At 72.1% G+C, this 20479-nt stretch carries 15 protein-coding genes; 6 read left to right on the top strand and 9 right to left on the bottom strand.

Annotation, left to right across the window (positions count from 1 at the left end; translation table 11 throughout):
- Nucleotides 1-200: 200 nt before the first annotated feature.
- Complete coding sequence (locus tag EDD34_RS03560) at nt 201-1037, bottom strand: RDD family protein (RefSeq protein WP_123813349.1); 837 nt, start codon at nt 1035-1037, stop codon at nt 201-203.
- A gap of 77 nt (nt 1038-1114) precedes the next feature.
- On the opposite strand from EDD34_RS03560, the gene EDD34_RS03555 reads away from it, so the two are divergent.
- The 3 genes from EDD34_RS03555 (at nt 1115) to EDD34_RS03545 (ending at nt 5781) form a co-directional block, all read left to right on the top strand.
- On the top strand, nt 1115-2104 hold the full coding sequence (locus EDD34_RS03555) for a stage II sporulation protein M (RefSeq protein WP_123813348.1): 990 nt from the start codon (nt 1115-1117) through the stop codon (nt 2102-2104).
- Between the two features lie 95 nt (nt 2105-2199).
- On the top strand, nt 2200-4092 hold the full coding sequence (locus EDD34_RS03550) for a gamma-glutamyltransferase family protein (RefSeq protein ID WP_211341665.1): 1893 nt from the start codon (nt 2200-2202) through the stop codon (nt 4090-4092).
- A 174-nt stretch (nt 4093-4266) separates the two neighbouring features.
- On the top strand, nt 4267-5781 hold the full coding sequence (locus EDD34_RS03545) for a S8 family peptidase (RefSeq protein WP_342774799.1): 1515 nt from the start codon (nt 4267-4269) through the stop codon (nt 5779-5781).
- Between the two features lie 167 nt (nt 5782-5948).
- Here the strand turns inward: EDD34_RS03545 and EDD34_RS03540 are convergent, their stop codons facing one another.
- The gene (locus tag EDD34_RS03540) at nt 5949-8021 is read right to left on the bottom strand and encodes an acyltransferase family protein (RefSeq protein WP_170176960.1); all 2073 of its coding nucleotides are present in this window, start codon (nt 8019-8021) and stop codon (nt 5949-5951) included.
- Between the two features lie 188 nt (nt 8022-8209).
- On the opposite strand from EDD34_RS03540, the gene EDD34_RS03535 reads away from it, so the two are divergent.
- On the top strand, nt 8210-10456 hold the full coding sequence (locus EDD34_RS03535; protein ID WP_123813344.1) for a glycosyltransferase family 2 protein: 2247 nt from the start codon (nt 8210-8212) through the stop codon (nt 10454-10456).
- 102 nt (nt 10457-10558) lie between these two features.
- Here EDD34_RS03535 and EDD34_RS03530 read toward each other — a convergent pair whose 3' ends face one another.
- The 4 genes from EDD34_RS03530 to EDD34_RS03515 are packed head-to-tail and all read right to left on the bottom strand — an operon-like array spanning nt 10559 to nt 14078.
- Nucleotides 10559-10903 (bottom strand): hypothetical protein, encoded by a 345-nt coding sequence (locus EDD34_RS03530; protein ID WP_123813343.1) that lies wholly within the window; start codon nt 10901-10903, stop codon nt 10559-10561.
- Between the two features lie 56 nt (nt 10904-10959).
- The gene (gene cysN / locus EDD34_RS03525) at nt 10960-12291 is read right to left on the bottom strand and encodes a sulfate adenylyltransferase subunit CysN (protein ID WP_123813342.1); all 1332 of its coding nucleotides are present in this window, start codon (nt 12289-12291) and stop codon (nt 10960-10962) included.
- Entirely contained in the window at nt 12291-13193 is a 903-nt protein-coding gene (gene cysD, locus EDD34_RS03520) for a sulfate adenylyltransferase subunit CysD (protein ID WP_123813341.1), read from the bottom strand. The genes cysN and cysD overlap by 1 nt, the downstream gene beginning before the upstream one ends.
- 3 nt (nt 13194-13196) lie before the next feature.
- Nucleotides 13197-14078 (bottom strand): 3'(2'),5'-bisphosphate nucleotidase CysQ, encoded by an 882-nt coding sequence (locus EDD34_RS03515; RefSeq protein WP_123813340.1) that lies wholly within the window; start codon nt 14076-14078, stop codon nt 13197-13199.
- 160 nt (nt 14079-14238) lie between these two features.
- Between EDD34_RS03515 and EDD34_RS03510 the strand changes: the two genes are divergently transcribed.
- A complete protein-coding gene (locus EDD34_RS03510) occupies nt 14239-15207 on the top strand; it encodes a sulfite exporter TauE/SafE family protein (protein WP_170176959.1) in 969 nt (322 codons plus the stop codon).
- Nucleotides 15204-16448 (top strand): adenylyl-sulfate kinase, encoded by a 1245-nt coding sequence (gene cysC / locus EDD34_RS03505; protein ID WP_123813338.1) that lies wholly within the window; start codon nt 15204-15206, stop codon nt 16446-16448. Before EDD34_RS03510 ends, cysC begins: the two co-directional genes overlap by 4 nt.
- Before the next feature lie 131 nt (nt 16449-16579).
- On the opposite strand, the gene EDD34_RS03500 is transcribed toward cysC, so the two are convergent.
- The 3 genes from EDD34_RS03500 to EDD34_RS03490 form a co-directional block, all read right to left on the bottom strand.
- The gene (locus EDD34_RS03500; protein ID WP_123813337.1) at nt 16580-17359 is read right to left on the bottom strand and encodes a glycosyltransferase; all 780 of its coding nucleotides are present in this window, start codon (nt 17357-17359) and stop codon (nt 16580-16582) included.
- A 20-nt stretch (nt 17360-17379) separates the two neighbouring features.
- Nucleotides 17380-19266: a polysaccharide pyruvyl transferase family protein gene (locus EDD34_RS03495; protein WP_123813336.1), complete on the bottom strand. Its 1887-nt coding sequence runs from the start codon at nt 19264-19266 to the stop codon at nt 17380-17382.
- A gap of 184 nt (nt 19267-19450) precedes the next feature.
- Complete coding sequence (locus EDD34_RS03490; protein ID WP_123813335.1) at nt 19451-20479, bottom strand: glycosyltransferase family 2 protein; 1029 nt, start codon at nt 20477-20479, stop codon at nt 19451-19453.

Genomic DNA, 20479 nt, shown 5'->3' with positions numbered 1-20479 from the left:
CCAGGTGCTCGTGGCTTCCGGCACACCACGACGTGTCGTTCGGTGCTCCGTCGCCACCCTAGCGCGACACTCCGACACGGCGTGCACAAAGGCGTCCCGCGCGCGGGTCCCGGCCTGACCACCTGGGTCGGCGCCGTGTGCGCGCGGTGCCCGGGCACCGGGGCCCTGTGTCCGAGGACTCGGGCGCGCGGGACACGGCGTCAGTCGCGCAGGTCCGGAACCGCGTACGGGAGGCGGTGCAGCAGGCTGGCGTGCTGGTCGGCGCGCGACTGCCGCAGGCGCGCCGCGTCCTCCTCGCGCAGCCGCCGCTCCGCCAGCACGGCGTGCAGGAACGCCTCGGGATGCGTCCCGACGGGCGGGCCGGGCGCGACGTACGGCTCGATGCGGCCGGCCAGGTCGTCCGCGAGGCGGTGGCGGGACTGCGGCGCCAGCTTGTGTGCCCGCCCGAGGAACTGCCGGGCCGCGAGCGCCAGCCCGTCGGGCAGTCGGCGCATGTCGGTGGTGTCCGCCCAGGCGGCCAGTTCCAGCGGCATGACGACGGGGGCCGACGGCGTGTGCCCGCCCCGCACGCGGACCACGTACGTTCCGGCGGCGAGGTCACCCAGGCGCTTGCCGCGGCGGTTGATCAGCGAGGTGATCACGGCGAGGAAACCCAAGGTGAGCCAGAGCTCGAAGATGCCCACGAGGGCCCGGACGAAGGCGTGCCGGAAACGGATCGGGCCGCCGTCGTCCCGCACGACGCGGATTCCCGCGGCGAGCTTGCCGAGCGATCGCCCGCGCGTCAGCGTCTCGACCGCCGTCGGGACGCCCACCATGACCGCGATCGTGACCGCCAGGTTCGTGATCAGCAGCGCGTCGAATCCTGGCTCTCCGCGCAGCAGTTGTTCGGTCAGCCACGGGATCGCGAGCAGGAGCAGGGTGATCACCAGGGCGCCCAGCGTGATCAGGTCGAGCAGCACCGCGAGTGTGCGCGAGATGAACCCGGCCGGGCGCGCGTCGAGGAGCACTCCCTCGCCGATGACGATGCCGTCGTGCACGTGATCTCCTTGCCGGGGCCGTCCTGCACCAGGACAGAATCTAGGGGATGTCCCCGGTGTGCGGCAGACTATCGGCCGTGGACATCGATGCCTTCACCGCCGTGCACTCGAAGGAGTGGGAGCGCCTCTCGGAGCTCGCCCGACGCCGCCGCCTGGACGGCGCCGAGGCGGACGAGCTGGTGCGGCTCTACCAGGCGGTGGCGACGCATCTGTCCACGGTCCGGTCGGCGGCACCCGACCCGGCGGTGGTGTCTCGCCTGTCCGAGCTCCTGGTGCGTGCCCGCGCGAAGATCGCGGGATCGCACGAGCCCTCGTGGCGCGGCGTGGTGCGGTTCGCGGTGGTCACGGCGCCCGCGGCGCTGTACCGCATCCGCTGGTGGACGCATGCGATCACGGCGGGGGCTCTGCTGGTCGCCGTCATCGCCGGGGTGAACGTGGCCACCGACCCGGAGGCGTTGCGCGCCATGGGCACGCCGTCGGAACAGGAACGCTATGTCAACGAGGCGTTCGCGGCGTACTACGATCCCGGCGCGGAGTTCGCCGGCCTGGTGTGGCTCAACAACTTCAAGATCGCGTGGCAGTGCATCGGGGGTGGGATCACAGGGATCTACCCGCTGTTCGTGCTGTGGCAGAACTCGGTGGCCGTGGGTTCCATCGGAGGGATGATGGCCGCGCACGGCGAGCTCGACACGTTCCTGACCCTGATCACCCCGCACGGTCTGCTCGAGCTGACGGCGATCTTCGTCGCCGGGGCCGCGGGCCTGCGCCTCTTCTGGTCGTGGGTGGACCCCGGCCCGCTCAAGCGGTCGACGTCGCTGGCACGCGAGGGGCGCGCGCTCGTCACGGCCGCCGTCACGCTCATGGTGACGCTCGGTGTCTCCGGCCTGATCGAGGGCTTCGTGACCGGGTCGTCGATGTTCTGGTGGCTGAAGATCGTCATCGGGGCGATCGCGCTGGCGGCGTTCTGGGCGTACGTGTACGTCCTCGGCGGGCGTGCCGTGCGCGACGGCGAGACGGGTGACCTGTCCGCCGACGAGGCCGGCGCCTACGCGGTGACGGCGGGCTGACACCGCGTGTCCGACCCTCCGGCTACGGTGGCGTCGTGCCCTTCGCTCCGCCGCCCGCTTCCACCACCCGCCCCGACCTGACCGGCACGTTCGGCATGGCCGCGTCCACGCACTGGATCGCGACCGCGACCGCGCAGTCGGTCCTGGAGCGCGGCGGCAACGCGTTCGACGCCGCCTGCGCGGGCGCCTTCGTCCTGCACGTCGTCGAACCGCACCTGAACGGCCCCGCCGGCGACATGACGGCCGTCATCGCCTCCGCCGACGATCCCGGCCGACCCCGCGTGCTGGCCGGCCAGGGGCCCGCACCGGCCGCGGCGACCATCGACCGCTACCGCGCCGAGGGCCTGGACCTCGTGCCCGGTTCGGGTGCGCTGGCGGCCGCCGTACCCGGTGCCGTCGACGCCTGGCTGCTGCTCCTGCGCGACCGCGGCACGTGGACCGTGGGCGACGTCCTGTCGTACGCGACCGGCTACGCGCGGTCCGGCCACCCGGTCCTGGAACGCGTGAGCCTCACCATCGCGGCGGTGCAGCGACTGTTCCGCGAGCACTGGCCCACCTCGGCCGCGCGGTGGATGCCCGGCGGCGCCCCGCCCGCACCGGGCGAGCTGATCACCGACCCGGACTATGCCGACCTGCTGGACTCCCTGGTCGCGGCGGCCGACGCCGCGTCCTCCCGTGAGGCGGGCGTGGAGGCCGCCCGCGCCCGGTGGCGCGAGGTCGTCGGCCCCGCGATCGAGGAGTTCGTCCGCACTCCGCACCGTCACTCCGACGGTGCCGACCACGCCGGGGTCATGACGGCCGACGACGTCGCCGGGTTCCGCGCCACCTTCGAGGAACCCGTCACCGCCCGGTTCCGGGACCGCACGATCGTCAAGACCGGCGCCTGGGGGCAGGGCCCGGCCCTCCTGCAGACGCTGACCATCCTCGACGGGTACGACGACGACCTGCTGGACCCGTCCACCGCCGCCGGCGTCCACACCGTCGCCGAGGCGCAGAAGCTCGCGCTGGCGGACCGCGACGTCTGGTACGGGGACACGGGCACGGACGGCACGGCAAGCGGGACCGGCGCGGGGCACGTCCCCGCCGGCGCACGCGCGGACCACGTCCCGCTGGACCACCTGTTGTCCCCGGAGTACGCGGCCCGGCGGCGCGACCTCATCGGCGACACCGCGAGCCACGAGATCCGTCCCGGCGACGTCCCGGGACGCACCACGCCGCCCGTGCCCCCGCTGCGCACCGAGTACACGACCACGGCCCCGGCGGGTTCCCTGCCCGGTGCGCCGTCGGGCGGTGCGGCGGCCGGCGTGGGTGAGCCGACCGTCCCCGGCCCACCGGCCGCGCCCGCCGGGCGCCAGGCCCACCCGGCCGATGACCTCCCCCCGGACGCCCTGGGCGTCACCCGCGGCGACACCTGCCACATCGACGTCGTCGACCGCTGGGGAAACATCATCAGCGCGACCCCGTCGGGTGGCTGGCTGCAGTCCTCCCCCACCGTCCCGGGCCTCGGTTTCTGCCTCGGCACGCGGCTGCAGATGACGTGGCTGGACCCCGCCTCGCCGTCGGCCCTCGTCCCCGGACGGCGGCCCCGCACCACGCTCACCCCGACCCTCGTGCTGCGCGACGGCGAACCCGTGCTCGCCTGCGGCTCCCCCGGCGGCGACCAGCAGGACCAGTGGCAGCTGCTGTTCCTTCTCCGCGTGCTCGCCGGCGGCTACACGCCCCAGCAGGCCATCGACGCGCCGGCGTGGCACACCACGTCCTTCCCGGGCTCGTTCTGGCCGCGCACGTGGACACCCGGCGGCCTGGTGGTCGAGGACCGGCTGGGCGACGACGTGATCGCCGCCCTCACCGCCCGCGGCCACCAGGTCGTGCGGGCGGGCGACTGGGCGCTGGGTCGGCTCTCGGCAGTGACCCGTGACCCGTCGACCGGGCTCCTCGGTGCGGCCGCCAACCCCCGCGGCGCCCAGGGCTACGCCGCGGGCCGCTGACCGGCCACGCCACGCGCGCAGCGGTCAACGCCGACTCTTCTCGCGAGAGCTAGCCCATGCCGGTATGTTTCCAGCGGGTGACTTTATTGTCGGACACTTTCCCGAATGTCGGGTGAACCCGTAAGTTGCCCTCTGGTCCCGGACCACGGGACCTGCCAACCTCAGGGAGCAACCATGCGCATGCGATACCCCCGTCCCGCGCGCGGCCTCGCGGTCGCGTCCGTGGCGGTGCTCGCCGCCACGTCGTTCGGCCTGTCGGCGAGCGCCTCGGCCACGGACGAGCCCCCCTCGACGCCCGTCCCGGTCGTCACACCCGACGGCGAGACGTTCTCGTACGTGGTCAACGCCAAGCGTGCGACGCCGGGCAAGACCCGCGCGGTGGAGTGGGCCGTCCGGGCCGCCGACGGCGTCGTCGTCCAGTCGTGGCCGGAGATCGGCGTCGTGGTCGCGCACTCCACCAACGGCTCGTTCCGGGACGACGTCGTCTCGGGCCCCGGCCGGTGGGCCGTCGACTCGGTCGGCGCGACGCGCACCGCGACGCCGTACGAGGGCACGCCCGCCGAGGTCGCCGGGCCGGAGGCCCAGCGGGCGCCGTCATCGCGGTCGGGTACGGCCGCGAGCGGCGCGACGGCGGACGCCGCCACCGACGCGGAGTTCGACGCGATGGTCGAGGAGGACCCCCGCGAGAACGAGCAGTGGGACATGTCCCTGATCCAGGCGGACGCGGCGCACGAGATCACCGACGGGTCGCCGGACGTCGTCGTCGGCATCCTGGACAGCGGCATCGAGGCCGACCACCCCGACCTGGCGGGTCAGGTGTCCGAGGACCTGTCGGTGAACTGCACCGACGCGGGGCGCCCCGACACGTCGGCCCAGGGCTGGTGGCCGACGACGTCGTCGCACGGCACGCACGTGGCCGGCACGGTGGCGGCGGCCCGCAACGGCACGGGCATCGTGGGCGTGGCGCCCGGGGTGACGATGGCCTCGGTCAAGGTCGTCAACGACCAGGGCTACATCTTCCCCGAGTACGCGATCTGCGGATTCATGTGGGCCGGCCTCACGGGCATGGACGTGACGAACAACAGCTACTACATCGACCCGTTCATGTACTGGTGCGAGGACCAGCCGGACCAGTTCGCCGCCAAGGAGGCCGTGCGCCGCGCGGTGAACTTCTCCACTCGTCGGGGCGTGGTGCACGCGGCGGCGGCCGGCAACGCCGCGACCGACCTGGCGAACAACACGAGCGACAGCAGCAGCCCGAACGACTCGGAGGCGATCGACCGCGTCATCAACTCGGGCTGCGAGGACATTCCCGCCGAGCTCGACGGCGTCGTGACCGTGTCCTCGATCGACGCGGAGGCGAACCTGTCGTCCTTCTCCAACCGCGGCCTCGGCAAGATCGACGTCGCTGCGCCGGGCTCGCGGATCCTGTCCACGGTGACGGGGCACGGCTACGCGCTGTACAGCGGCACGTCGATGGCCTCCCCGCACGTCGCGGGCGTCCTGGCGCTGATGAAGTCGGAACACCCCGACTGGTCGCCGCGCCGCATGGAGCGGCAGATCCGCGCCCAGGCCACGGACCACGCGTGCGGGCCGGTGGACCGTGGTCCCGCGTGCGTGGGCTCCCTGGAGGAGAACTCCTTCTACGGTGACGGCATCACGAACGCGCTGGCGGCGGTCGAGGACTGACGCCGGCCCGCGAGTCCCCGTGCCCGGTTCGAACCGATGACAGGATGGGTTCGAACCGGGCACGCGACCGCGCCTACGCGGCTGGCGTGTCCCAGTCCGGCACCGGTCGGAGCCGCTCGGCCACATGGTCGATCGGCCTGACCGGGCGGAAGTCAGCCTCTCGCGAACTACCGCAGCCTTTCCCTCAGGATCGGGACCGCGGACAGGGCGTAGGTGTTGGTCACGTGTGATCCCTGCCGGTAGACGAGCACGTTCCCGATGACCGCGGGACAGCGCTTCTCGTCGCAGAACAGGTCGACCACAGTGACCGCCTTCACCTCCGGCACCCGAGCCGCCGCGGCCTTCTGCGCGGGGGCGCCACTGCTCTCCACGGCCTCGGCACGGTCGAACGAGCACGCCGTCAGCGTGTCCAGGTTCTCCGCGACGCACTTGTACACCCCACCGCCCGCCACACCGACCGGGACCGGGTTGTCCAGAATCGTGGTGACCTCGATCCCGGCCCCGACGAGCGTCTTCCAGGCACGCGCGGTTCCCTCGACCATCGCCTGTCGTGACGGCTCCCCGGTGACCGGATCGATCGCGAGGCTGTGCCGCTGGGAGACGATCACCGCGGCCGGTTTCATCTCGACCAGCTCGCCGAGCAGCGCGGTGTTGTACTGCTGGCACGCCTCGTACGCGGGCCCTTCGGTCGCGGGTATGGCATCGTACAGCCCGCAGGACGACTTGGTCGCGACCAGCAGGCGCCAGCCCTCGTCCTTTGCGATCCGATCAAGGGCATCCACCCATTGCAGGGCCTTCGAGTCACCGGCGAGCACGACCAGCCTGCCGCCCTCCGGATCGCCGTACTCACAGTAGTCGGGCACGACGGCGTCCTGCGACACCTGGCAACCGCGGTCGTACGCGCTCGGGACGTCGTCGACCGCGGCGACCGGCTGCGGCGTCATCGCCTCGACCGAATCGGTGATCTCGATGCCTGACCGGCTGCCGTCCCCGTCCTGCCGCAGCACGGCCGCGCCCTGCACCTCGCCCTCCGCCACGGTCTCCACCTGCGGCACGCCGCGCACGAGCGCGAACCCGGCCAGCACGCCCACCAGGGTGAGCACCAGCCCCATCACCAGGGTGCGGCCCGCGGACCGAGCGAGCGCGGGCGCCCGCCTGATGGGATTCTCGACCAGGCGGAGCGAGAGCCAGGCCGGCAGAATCGCCCCGATTACGACGAGGGTGCCGGTGATCGCGTCGATTCCGCCCAGCAGGTTCGTCGCGCCGATCAGCAGCGGCCAGTGCCACAGGTACAGCGAGTAGGACAGTCCGCCGATCCACACCATGCCACGCGCCGAGAGCAGGCGCGGAGCATGCCCGTTCGAGCCCGAGACCACCACCGCCGCCGTCGCCAGCGTGGGCAGGAGAGCCAGGGAACCCGGCCAGGCGGCGGTCTCGTCGAGCACGAGGGCGCAGGCGGCGATCACCGCCATGCCCGCCCAGCCGAGGATCCGCGCGGCGAGCACCGGCACCTTGGCCCACAGGGGAGCCCCGACGGCGACGAACGCGCCGATCGCGAGCTCCCACAGGCGCGTCGTCGTGACGAAGAACGCCTCGGCGGGCAGGTTTGCCGTGGCCACGACGGACCACACCAGGGACGGGATCGCGACGAGCGCGAGGCCCGTCGCCATCGCGGGGCGGAGCCGGATTCCCGTGCGCCGCACGATCAGCACGACGGCGAGCAGCACCAGCGGCCAGACGATGTAGAACTGCTCCTCGACGGCGAGGGACCAGAAGTGCTGCACAGGGGACTGCGACGTGCCCTCGGCGAGGTAGTCCACGGACCGCTCGGCGAGTCGCCAGTTCACCAGGTAGATCGCTGCGGCGACGATGTCGCCGCCGAACGTGGCCCACTCCACGACCGAGCCCGTGAGCCAGGTGACCAGCGCCGAGACCGCCAGCACCAGGGCCGCGGCCGGAAGCAGTCGCTTCGCGCGGCGCGCGTAGAACTCCTTGAGGGAGATCCGCCCGGTCCGCTCGACCTCACGGATCAGCAGGCCCGTGATCAGGAACCCGGACAGCACGAAGAACACGTCGACGCCGATGAATCCACCGGAGACGATGCCCCAACCCGCGTGGTAGAGCAGGACCAAGCCGATCGCGACAGCCCGGAGCCCCTCGATGTCCGGACGGAAACCGGGGTGCGCGCCGGGAGCCGCCATGCGGGCACGCCGCGACTCCGTGGATGCTGTGAGGGTCATCATTCTCCAGGATGCGCCAGGGGCACGACGAGTTCGCGTTGAGGGGTCTGTGTCGGGCCGAACCTGCACAGATCTCCGAGTTTATCGGTCCAGGAGCCGCCCACGGAAATGCCACCGGCGCGGCCTCCCGCTCCCCGGTACCATGACACGTCGCCGCAGGACGTCACGATCGGACCAGAGAGTCATCCATGAGCAGCACACGCACCGACCTCCCCGCACTCGCCGAGGCGATCCTCGCCCTCCGGGTCCCGCCGGCAAGCGTCACCAGAGCGGCACTGCGTACCGAGTCCGACGAATACCGCGCGCTGCTCGCCGACATCAGGGACCGCGCGGCGGGCTGGGCGCGGCCTGGCTGGGCCGCGGCATATGCCCACTCGTTCTCCGGCGTCGCGATGAGCGACGCCGAGCGTGACGCCGCTCTCGCCGAACTCCTGGACGTGGCTCACCGCAAGCCCCGGGCCCTGCAGAGCACGCAGGCCACCCTGCTGGCCGAGCTCCTGATCGAGACCCGCCGAACGGACGAGCTGGCCGATCTCCTCGCCCGGCTCCCGCTCGCTCCCCGCACGCTGCTGCGCCTGCGCACCGACCTCGCCAACCCGTGGGTCGATCCCTCCTCCACCGAGGAGGCCTGGCTGGACGAGGTGGCGCGGCTCCTCGGCGACCTCACCCCGATCACGCTCGCCCCGGCCGAAGGCGCGGCGACGCCGTTCGACCGGTTGCGGGGCACTGCCGCCCCGGGGAGCGTCCACGGCGAGCTCGTCACGATCGTCGTCAGCTCCTTCCGGCCGGGGCCGGACCTCCTGACGGCCGTGCGGTCGCTCATCGACCAGACCTGGGCCGAGCTGGAGATCCTCGTCGTCGACGACGCCTCCGGACCGGAGTACGCCGAGATCTACGCGCGAGCCGAGGCGCTCGACCCCCGGGTCCGGGTGATCACGCAGGAACAGAACGCCGGCACCTACGCGGCCCGCAACCGCTCCATCGACGAGGCGCGCGGCACCTACGTCACGTTCCACGACTCGGACGACTGGGCGCATCCCGAGCGCATCCAGCGTCAGGTCACTCGGCTCGCCGACGACCCGGACGTCTCGGCCGTACGGACCACGGCGTTCAAGATGACCGAGGATCTGGTCCTGGCCCGCCGCCGCAACCTCAACGAGATGCCGGGGCCGCCCACCCTCATGTTCCGCCGCGAGCAGGTGTGGCCGGTGCTCGGCGCCTTCGACACGGTCCGCAAGGCTGCCGACACCGAGTTCCAGCTCCGCCTGGAAAGCGCGATCCCGGGGCGCCTCGACGACCTCGCCGAGCCTCTCCTCGTCATGCGCATGGGCGCGGGCTCCCTCTCCCGCGACGACTTCCGCCACGGCTGGCGGCACTCGGCCCGTCTCGTCTACCAATCCGCGGCGCGTTCCTGGCACCGCGAGATCCGTGCCGGATCGTCCCCGTATCTCGACCGCTCCGGCCCGCGGCCCTTTCCCAGCCCGCGCAAGTTCCTCGCGCGCCCTCAGCCCGCCGCCCCGTTCGACGTCGTCGTCCTCGGGGACTGGCGGTACGACGGCGCCCGCGAGCGCGACGCCCTGACCTGGATCGCCAAGCTGTCCGAGGCCGGGCAGCGGGTCGGCATCATCCAGGTCGAGGGGATCAACTTCGACAGCGGGTCACCGGTCGAACTGCTCCGCCCGGCCCAGCGACTCGTGGCGACGGGCGCCGTCGAACACGTCCCGTGGGACGAGCGGATCACCGCGGCCGCGGCGGTGGCCGTCGACCCCGCGGTCCTGTCCTTCCTCCCCCGCACGGAACCGGGGCTGCGGACGAACAGGATGGTGGTGCTGACGGATCGGGCGCCGCGGACACCGGAAGCACCGCTCGCCACCTACGACCCGCAGCACGTCGCCAGGGCGGCTGCCCGTTTCGGCGCCGAGGTCCTCTGGAGCCCCCGGGGCGGCGGCGTGTCCGCGCCGGACGGTGCCGTCACGACGGAGACGCGCCTGCCGGCCGCCTTCGCATCACCGGAGACCGTCACGATCCGGACCGCCGACCGCGTCACGGCGGTCATCGTCCTGGACGACGACGTGGCCGCCCTCGAAGCGACCGCCGCGGCCGTGCGGGTGCTGCTCGACGACGGTCGCGACGTCCGCATGCGCCTGAACACGCATCAGCGCCGCGTGCTCGTGCCGGCGTTCGACGGCGCGACGACGTCCCCGGTCCTCTTCGCGCCCGAGGACATCACGGTGCACCAGCTGCTCGCCTCAGCGACCGACGCCGTCGTCCTCGGGGCCGCGACGCCGACGCCGTACCACCGCATCGCGGCGGAATGCGCCGCGCTCGGCGTGGACCTGCGCACTCCTACGGACGTCCCCGCGGCCGAGCCCGTCCCGGTGGACGAGGCCGCCGCCCTGAAGGCCTGGGTCACCGAGATCACGGCAGACGCCTGACCGCCGTCCCGGCTCGGCGGCCGGGAGGGCGGTCATGACAGACCGAAGGGCGGATCCTGCAGGTCGCGAGCCTGCGGGATCCGCCCTTCGGTGCGGCGCGTTCTAGCCGGACGTCCCCGCGCGGCGACGTTCGGCCTCTTCGAGGCGGGCCGCGTCCAGCGAGGACAGCAGACGGCGCTCCATCATCTCCAGACGCTTGTCGAGCGCGCCCAGACGAGCCTCCACGTCACCGCCGGACGTCCCGACACCGCTCGGCACGCGGACGGGCTTGCCACCGTTGCGCACTGCACGCCGGTCGGCCAGCACCACGGCGACCGCGAGTGCGGCCACCGCGAGGCCGACCACGGCCAGCGCCGGGCCGGACAGTCCGACCAGGGCGAGCACCGCCGCCAGAAGGCCGAGCACGGCCGTGGCCGCCGAGACCAGATGGAACTTCGACACCTTCACCCGCTATCGCTCCTTGGTCATGGTTGGTCGTGGAGATCCTGCTGGAGAACCGCTGGTCAGTAGCCGTGCGGCACGGCACCGACCATGCCGGCGGCGACGGTCCGGTTCGTGGACTCGTCCACCAGGATGAACGAACCGGTCTGATGGTTCGTCTGATACTGGTCGACGAACAGCGGCTGCGTCACGCGCAGCTTGATCCGGGCGATCTCGTTCAGCTTGATCTCGGACACTTCCTCGTCCCGGTGCAGCGTGTTCACGTCCACCCGGTAGTTGATGCCCTTGACCATGGCCCGCGCCCAGCGCGTCGTGTGCTTGATGGCGTACTTCTTGCCCTGCGTGAGCGACGCGCTCTCGTCCATCCAGCAGATCTGGGCGTCGATGTCCTGCGTGACCGTCGGCGAGTTGTTCGGCCGGCAGATCATGTCGCCGCGCGAGATGTCGATCTCGTCGGTCAGCCGCACGGTCACGGACATCGGCGGGTACGCCTCGTCGACCGGGCCGTCGGCGGTGTCGATCGACTCGATCGTCGACTCCAGGCCCGAGGGCAGGGTGAGCACCCGGTCGCCCGGCTTCATCACGCCGGACGCGACGGTGCCCGCGTAGCCGCGGTAGTCGCGCGCGTCGTTCTGCTGCGGCCGGATCACGTACTGGACCGGGAAGCGCACGTCCACCAGGTTGCGGTCCGAGGCCACGTGGAGGCGCTCGAGGTGGCTGAGCAGCGTGGTGCCCTCGTACCAGGGCATGTTCGCGGACCGGTCCACCACGTTGTCGCCCTTGAGAGCGGAAACCGGGATGAACGTCATGTCCGGCACCCGGAGCCGGGCGGCGAACTCGGTGAACTCGCTGCGGATGTTCTCGAAGACCTCCTCCGAGTAGTCCACGAGATCCATCTTGTTCACGCACACCACGACGTGCGGAACGCCCAGCAGGGTGGCCAGGAACGTGTGGCGGCGCGACTGCTCCAGCACGCCCTTGCGCGCGTCGACCAGGATCAGCGCGACGTCAGCGGTCGACGCCCCGGTGACCATGTTCCGCGTGTACTGGATGTGCCCGGGCGTGTCCGCGATGATGAACTTGCGCTTCGGCGTGGCGAAGTAGCGGTACGCCACGTCGATGGTGATGCCCTGCTCACGCTCGGACCGCAGGCCGTCGGTCAGCAGCGCCAGGTCCGTGTAGTCGTTGCCGCGGTCCTTGCTGACCTGCTCCACCGACTCGAGCTGGTCCTCGAAGATCGTCTTCGAGTCGAACAGCAGACGCCCGATCAGGGTCGACTTGCCGTCGTCCACCGACCCGGCCGTCGCGAACCGCAGGAGATCGGTCGAGCCGGCCTCGTACACACCGGGCTCCTGCGCAACCGCGCCCTCGGTGCCCTCCGTCGCCGTCGTCATCAGAAGTAGCCTTCCTTCTTGCGGTCCTCCATGGCGGCCTCGCTCACCTTGTCGTCGCCACGCGTCGCACCGCGTTCGGTCAGGCGCACGGCCGCGACCTCCTCGACGATCTGGCGCATCGTGGTCGCCTCGGACTCGACGCAGGCGGTGAGGTTCGCGTCCCCGACGGTGCGGTAGCGGGTCAGCTTGACCTCCGGGGTCTCGCCGTCCTTGAGCGGGGTGAACTCGTTGACCTCGTACAGCATGCCGCCGCGATTCACCACCTCGCGCTCCCGCGCGAGGTAGAGGTCGGGGAGGTCGATCTCCTCGGCCTCGATGTACGACCAGATGTCGAGCTCCGTCCAGTTCGACAGAGGGAACACCCGGATCGACTCGCCCATGTGGACGCGGCCGTTGTACAGGTTCCAGATCTCGGGGCGCTGGTTCTTCGGGTCCCACTGGCCGAAGTCGTCGCGGAAGGAGAACACGCGCTCCTTGGCGCGGGCCTTCTCCTCGTCGCGGCGGCCACCGCCGAACGCGGCGTCGAAGCCGTGCTTCTCCAGGGCCTCGAGGAGGACCGGGGTCTGGATCCGGTTGCGGGAGCCGTTGGGCTCCTCCTGCACCAGACCGCGGTCGATGGCCTCGGGCACCGACGCCACGACCAGCTGCACGCCGAGACGCGTGGCCCAGCGGTCACGGCAGTCCAGCACGGTCTGGAAGTTCAGACCGGTGTCAACGTGCAGGATCGGGAACGGGATGCGTGCCGGCGCGAACGCCTTGGACGCGAGGTGCAGCATGACGATGGAGTCCTTGCCGCCGGAGAACATCAGCACCGGGCGCTGCATCTCCGCGACCACCTCGCGCATGATGTGGATGGCCTCTGCCTCCAGGCTGCGCAACTGGCTCAGGACGTGACTCTTCACTCCTCAAGCACCTTCCTTGCTCATCGATGCGACTTTCGACTCGACACCGACGGAGTCGAGCAGCTCGCGAAGCCGCGCAGCGAGTGCCGGGTGACACACGAACAGGTCGGGGAGCCAGGGACTCTCCCGGTTGTACTCGAGCGGAGCCCCGTCGAGACGGGTGCACACGAGTCCGCGAGCCTGGGCCACCGCGACCGGTGCCGCCGAGTCCCACTCGTACTGCCCGCCGCTGTGGACGTAAGCGTCAACGGTACCCCCTGCGACGGAGATCACCTTGACCCCGGCCGAACCCATCGGCACGAGCTCGACGTCATCGCGTTCGGCAAGGGTAGCCACGAACTCCGGCGGACGGCTCCGGCTGGCCGCGATCCGGAGGGGACGCTCGCCCCGCAGCACGGCCTCCGGGTCCGCGGGGCCGCCCGGTGTCGTGTCCGCGGTGGTGAGGGTCGCGCCCCGGCCAGGCAGGCCGACGGCACCGACGGTCAGCCCCGGGCCGCGCTCCCAGAGCGCGACGTGCACGGCGAAGTCGTCGCGCCACTCACCCTCCGGCCCGTCGGCGCCGGTGTGGCGTTCCGCGAACTCCCGGGTACCGTCCAAGGGGTCGATGATCCACACACGATCTGCACTCGTGCGCGACACGTCGTCCTTCGCTTCCTCGGACAGCGTGGCGTCGTCCGGCCGGGCGACCGCGAGGGCGCGCGCCAGCCAGTCCTGGACGGCGGCGTCACCGGCGTCCTTGAACGCCTTCGGGTCGAAGGCGCCGCCCGCGGCGTCGACGTCGGCACGGAGTGCGAGCAACACCTCCGCGGCCCCGTCGGCCAGGGCTTCCGCCAGGGCGGTGTCATCGAGCGACCCCGCGGGCAAGCGGGGTGAGGGCGAGTTCATCAGTCTCCAGCCGGCATCCAGGGGCGCAATGACACCCCGGAGTCCGCCACGCGACGCGAGCGGATGAAACCCCGAGGTCGCGCCGAGGCTACCATTCGACGATCAGCGCCGCTGATGGCAGACTGATGGTCGAGATCTCCGGCCGGAAAGGTAGGAAATAATGGTCGACCTCCCCCTCGTCCTGGGCGGCCTGCTGGTGGGCTTCGTCGTCGGCCTGACCGGCATGGGCGGTGGCGCGCTGATGACGCCGATGCTGATCTTCGTGTTCCGGGTCGACCCCCTCGTGGCGGTCTCCTCCGACGTCGTGGCCAGCCTGTTCATGAAGCCCGCCGGAGCGTTCGTGCACCTGCGGCGCCGCACGGTGAACCTGCCGCTCGTGGGCTGGCTGTGCCTGGGTTCCGTACCGGCGGCCTTCTCCGGCGCCCTGCTCATCAGGATCATCCCGTTCGGCGACCAGCTCGACACGGTCCTGAAGTACATCCTGGGCGTCGCGCTGCTGCTCGCGTCGTGCGGGCTGGTCGTCCGCGCCGTGCTGCAGATGGTCCGCACCCGCTCCGCCCTCGGCGAGGGCCCCGTCGCGCCGACCGCGCCCGACCTGGTGGTGCGCCCGCTGCCCACCGTGCTGCTCGGCGCGGTCGCCGGCCTCATGGTCGGCCTGACCTCCGTGGGCGCCGGGTCGATCATCATCGTGATCCTGCTGCTGATGTACCCCGCGCTCAAGGCGTCCCAGGTCGTGGGCACCGACCTGGTCCAGGCCGTCCCCCTGGTCGCCGCCGCCTCCCTGGGCCACCTCCTGTACGGAGACTTCTCCCTGGGCCTGACCGTCTCGCTCCTCATCGGCGCGATCCCCGGCGCCTGGTTCGGCGCGCACGTGTCGAGCCGCGCCCCGGGAGGGATCATCCGGCGCGCTCTGGCGATCCTGCTGCTCGCGTCCGGGCTCAAGCTCCTCGGTGCGCCACTCTGGCTCGTCATCGCGGCCGCGAGTGCTGCGCTGGTGGGCGGCAACCTGGTATGGATCTGGGTGAGGCGTCGCTTCGCCACGCAGACCGGCACGCGGCAGACGCCCACCACGACACCGTCCACCCCTGACGAGCCCACCCGCATCGACGAATCGAGTCGCCGCCCATGACCAGCTCCCCCGCCCGCGTCCTGACCGAGGACGAGCTCGACGTCCTCGAACTCGTCCTCGGCGGCGCGATCCCCCGCCTGCCGTTCGCCGAGGGGCCCGTCACACTCACGGACACCGAGAACACGCCGCTCGCCGAGGTCGGCGCCGACGGCTCCGTGTCACCCGTGAAGCCGATCGCCACCGCGCTCGGTCCCCAGTGGGACGAACGCCTGCGCGCCCCGGCACGGGACGTGCGCGCCGACGTCGCGCCGGGGACGACGGCGGTCTGGGTGTCCGAGGTGCCGACCACCGAGGACGCCGCCGCGACCGCCCGCGCGGCCACCCGCGGCGACGTCCTGCTTCTCGTCCCCGCGTCCCGGCACACCGCTCCCGGCACGGTCGGCGCCGCCGGGCTCACCCGGGCGGCGCTCGCCCTCGCCGCCGAGGTCCCGGGTGCGCCTCGGGTGGTCGTCGTCCCGTATCCGCGCGGTTCCACGACGCCGGCCTCGTCGGCCCTCGCTCCCGCACGGCCGGACCCGGAGGCCGCGACGCCGGGTGCCGCGCCGACGCCGTCGGACATCGCCACGGCCTACGGTGCGGAACGCCTGTTCGTTCCCGCCGACGACCGCTCGCCGGAGGCACGTGCCGCCCTCGCGGCGCTGCCGGACGCGCACGCGCGCGCCGTCTCCGCCCTCTACCCGGCCGCGGCCGCGCGCGAGGTGGAGCGTGCGGCCGCGGCGGGCCACGGCCAGGGCACGGTGGTGTTCTTCACCGGGCTGTCGGGGTCGGGCAAGTCGACGGTCGCACGGGCCCTGGCCGCCGAGCTGGACGACGACGGCATGGGTGCCACGCTCCTCGACGGCGACGCCGTGCGCCACCACCTGTCCAAGGGGCTGGGCTTCGACCGCGAGTCGCGGGAGACCAACGTGGAACGGATCGGGTACGTCGCCTCGCTCGTCGCGAAGCACGGCGGTATCGCCGTCGCCGCACCCATCGCACCCTTCGCCGCCGGCCGCGCGAAGGTCCGCGCCCTGGCCGAGGAGGCGGGCGCGCGCTTCCTGCTGGTGCACATCAGCACGCCGCTGGAGGTCTGCGAGGCCCGGGACCGCAAGGGCCTCTACGCGAAGGCCCGGGCGGGCGAGATCCCGGACTTCACGGGGATCAGCTCTCCCTACGAGACGCCCACCGACGCGGACCTGGTGATCGACACCAGCGAGGTCTCGGTCGAGGACGCGGTGAAGCAGGTCCGCGCCGCCGTCTGACCGAATGCCCCTGGGCGGTCGGTCCGATGTCGAGCGGTCGGCGCCTTGTCGTTGTGGTCGGTCCCCCGACCTGCCGACCGCCATGACATCGGACCGACCACACGAGACGACGGTGGCCGCCCTGGGGCCGATCAGTCTGCCGGGGGGCGGGTGCCGTTGAGGGCGAAGCGGGCCACGGCGCGCCAGCCGCCGAGCTTGTGGCGCGACCGCACCGCGAAGGCCAGCCGGATCGCCGGGGCCTCCCAGCCGAAGACGCGGTTGAGGACGACCGCGCGGGCGTGGGCGTCGCGGCCGCCCCAGCGGGAACCGGAACTCTCCACCGGGTGGATCCCGTACACGAACGGGACGGCGTCGCCCGCCAGACCGGCGCGCAGGAGGTCCGCGACGAGGATGTACTCGTCGCCCAGGTACAGCTCCGCGCCGGCGCCGAAGCGCTCGTCGAACCACACGTCGTGCGTGCGCAGCTGGACGGCGTCGACGAGCATCTCGTAGGTGGCGGCCTTCGCCGAGTTGAAGAGCGTCAGCGGGGTGATCTCGGGGGCGTAGCGCTTGCGCAGCTCACCGTCGGCGCCCATCCCCCGGCCCAGTGCGATCGCCTTGCCCGTGGTCCGGAGATGGTCGATGCCGCGCCGCACGCCGTCGAGGTCGACACGCACGTCGTCGTCGCAGAACAGCAGGTAGCGGCCGCGCGCGTGGCGCAGCGACGCGTTGCGGCTCCTGGCGACGCCACGCCCCGGAACGCGCACGAGGCGCACCCCGGGGGGCGGCTCGAAGTCGTCCGGCAGGTCGCCCTGGACGCACAGGAGGAGGTCGATGTCGTCGAAGCGCTCCGGCCAGACGACGTCGCCGGCGCGCTCGGCCAGCGAGGAGTACGCGATCGTCAGGAGGGGCGTCGAGTGTTCGGAGTGCATCGTGGTTCGCCGCCGGAGGGTCAGCGCGCGGCCCGCGCGGCCCAGGTGTCGACGGCGGTCCGGATCGCCTCGGCGACCTCGTCGAGCTTCGCCTCGCTCACCCGCTCGGTGACGACCAGCTCCGGCAGGTTCACGGCGTTCAGGTCCAGCGGCACGCCGACCGGCTCGAACGTGCGGCTCAGACCGGCGCCCAGCGAGTAGTCGCGGTACTTCACGCCGTTGCCGTGCACGGTGCCCTCCATGCCCTCGAACACCACCAGGGCGCACGGGATGCCGTAGGAGTGGCACGCGATCATCACGTGCATGGCGCTGGTGACGACGGCGTCGTACTCGCCCAGGCGCCGGACGAACGCCTCGATGTCCTCGGGCGAGGACATCAGGACCGACAGCTCGTCCCAGCCCTCCGGGAGCACCACCGGCAGGTTCGCGTGCGTGAAATGGCGCACCAGGGCGACGCGGCCGTTGGTCTCGCCACGCTCGTACGGGTAGATCCGCGACAGCAGCAGGCCCGGGTCGCCGAACGACGTGACCTCGGGGCCTCCGGACTCCTTGACCCGCGCGGCGGTGATCGGCCCGCGCAGGGACACGTAGGTGGCCTTGGGCTCGAGCGAGATGTCGTCGCTGGAGATGCCCGTGCCGACGACCACGGACTTCGGCTTGACGAACCGGCCGATCGACCCGACCGACAGGATGTGCGGCCGGCTCACCGGCGCGGCGGGCTCCAGGAAGCGCAGGGGGCGTCCGCTGTAGTGCGCGAGCACCAGGGGCGACAGCCAGTCACCGAAGTTACCCGGGTAGGGGCGCGGCCACCAGGCCAGCGGGATCGGAGTCCCGTCGCCGGTGGTGCGGAAGCGCACGAACGTGTCGGCGGCCCGCTTGGCGTCGCGCTCGGCGTCGTCCACCGGGCCCATCTGCTCCAGCCGCGACCACAGCTCGGCCACCTTGTCCGCGCGGCCTGCCTGCCCCTCGCGGACCAGGCGGTTCGCGATGCGGATCCGGCGACCGGACCCGCTGAAGCCCTCCTTCAGTCCGTGCGTCAGCACGTGCGTGACCCCGACCCGGTCGGCCACGAGGCGCAGCGAGTTGCGCGCGTCCCCGGGAAGCTTGCGTTCGACCTTCTTCAGCACGTCGAGCACGCGGCGCCGCATCGGCACGCCCGCCGCGGCCCCTCCGGGCAGGCCCGCACGCCCGTGCTGCACGACCTTGCCCTTGAACTCCTCGACGTTGCCGCTCGACCCGAACGAGAAGAACGGCGTGACGTCGGTGATCTCCGGCTTCGCCTTGGAGAACACGGCGACGGACGGGATGATCTGGAACGACAGCGACTCGGCGTTCTTGCGCCAGGACTCCTCGAAGAAGTAGTCGTCGGTCGCCTTGATGTCCGCGCCCGCGGCCTCGGCCGCCGCCGCGTCGGCCACGAAGCGCCGAGCCGCCGGGCTCGTGTTGACGCCCCAGAAGGCCGGCTCCCAGAACCGCGTGCGGTTCGCGTACCCGATCGACAGCGGCGAGGAGAACCCGCGCTGGAAGCCGATGATGTCGGCGGAGAAGTCCGCGATCAGCGGCGGGAACGACGACAGCGAGCAGTCCACGTCGATCCAGTACACCTTCTTGTCCGGGTGCTTCTCGCACACCTCGGCCAGGAACGGCACCTTCTTGCGCGTCACGTCGGCCCAGTCCAGGCCCTCGGGGATCGCGATCTCGCGCAGCTCGTGCGCGACGCCGAGGCGGTCCAGCGCGGCGCGCAGCCGCTCCCCGTGTCCGCGGTAGTAGTCGTCCGCCGTGTAGAACGAGCAGACGATCACGTCGTTGCGGCGCACCTCGTCGCGTGGCTCGGCCAACTCGGTCTCCGTCGTCGTCTCGTTCTCGAGCACGGCGTTCTGGTCGGGCGTGCTGATGTCAGTCGTCATACAACTTTCCGTGGACTCACCGCGGATCGTGCGGCTCTGGGGTGGGCTCCTGGGGCCCACCCCCGCGTGCGCGGGGATGTGCCGTCCGCCCACGAGGGTAGCGGAGAACTCCGGCAGGACACGCGCGACGTGGCCGCCCGCCCCTCCGGAGTCCGGACGGGCGGGCGACCGCCGTCACGGTTTCTCAGGAGTGGCGTTCCGGGCCGCGGAGGAACCCCGCGCCCCAGGACAGGTGCATGGTCATGAGTACGCCCGGCAGCAGCAGGCGGGCGCGGAGCGGGAGGTCGCGGCCCTCCCGGAGCGAGCCGGCCACCACGCCGAGCACGTAGCCGCCCGGGACCACCAGACCCCACAGCAGCCACGGCGTGGTGAAGGCGCCGACGACGCCCGCCGCGATGCCGGCCACGATGCCGCACACCGCGGCCGGCGGGGCGAGGTATCGCAGGCTCGCGGTGTCGGGGTACTGCCGCATCACGTGGTTGCGCCAGCGCCCGGAGCGGAAGAACTGCGTGGCGAGCTGCCGCCAGCTACCGCGCGGCCGGTACCCGACGCGGAGCGCCGGGTCGAACCAGACGGTGTGGCCGGCCTGCCGCAGCCGGTAGTTCAGCTCCCAGTCCTGGGCGCGCAGGTACTCCTCGTCGTACAGCCCGACCGCCTCCAGCGCGTCGCGGCGGAACGCCCCGAGGTACACCGAGTCGGCGGGCCCGGCCCGGCCACCCGTGTGGAACGGGGCCGAGCCGATCCCGAGCGGTGAGCTCATCGCCACCGCGACCGCCTTCTCGAAGGCCGTGCGACCCTCGGGCACCATGATCCCGCCGACGTTCGCCGCACCCGAGGAGATCAGGACCCGTACCACCCGCGACACGTAGCCGGCCTCGACGTGGCTGTGGCCGTCCACGCGCACCAGCAGGTCGTGCCGCGCGGCGCGGATCGCCGCGTTGAGGCCGGCCGGCGTCCATCCCGCCGGGTTGTCGACGACCGTCAGCCGCGGCTCCACGGCCGCCAGCTTCTCGGCGATCTCGGCCGTGCGGTCGTTGCTCGGCCCGACGGCGAGCACCACCTCGAGCGGACCGGCGTAGTCCTGCTCGAGGATCCGCCCGACGGATTCGGCCAGGTCCCGCTCCTCGTTGCGCACCGTGAGGAAGACGGAGACACCGGGCACCGGCCCGGGGCCATCAGGCACAGTCCCGGAACCGCCGGACGCATCAGACAT

It is taken from the genome of Myceligenerans xiligouense, assembly GCF_003814695.1.
Taxonomy (GTDB): domain Bacteria; phylum Actinomycetota; class Actinomycetes; order Actinomycetales; family Cellulomonadaceae; genus Myceligenerans; species Myceligenerans xiligouense.
The sequence above is the reverse complement of the archived record's forward strand: the minus strand, read 5'-3'. Positions and strand labels throughout refer to the sequence as shown.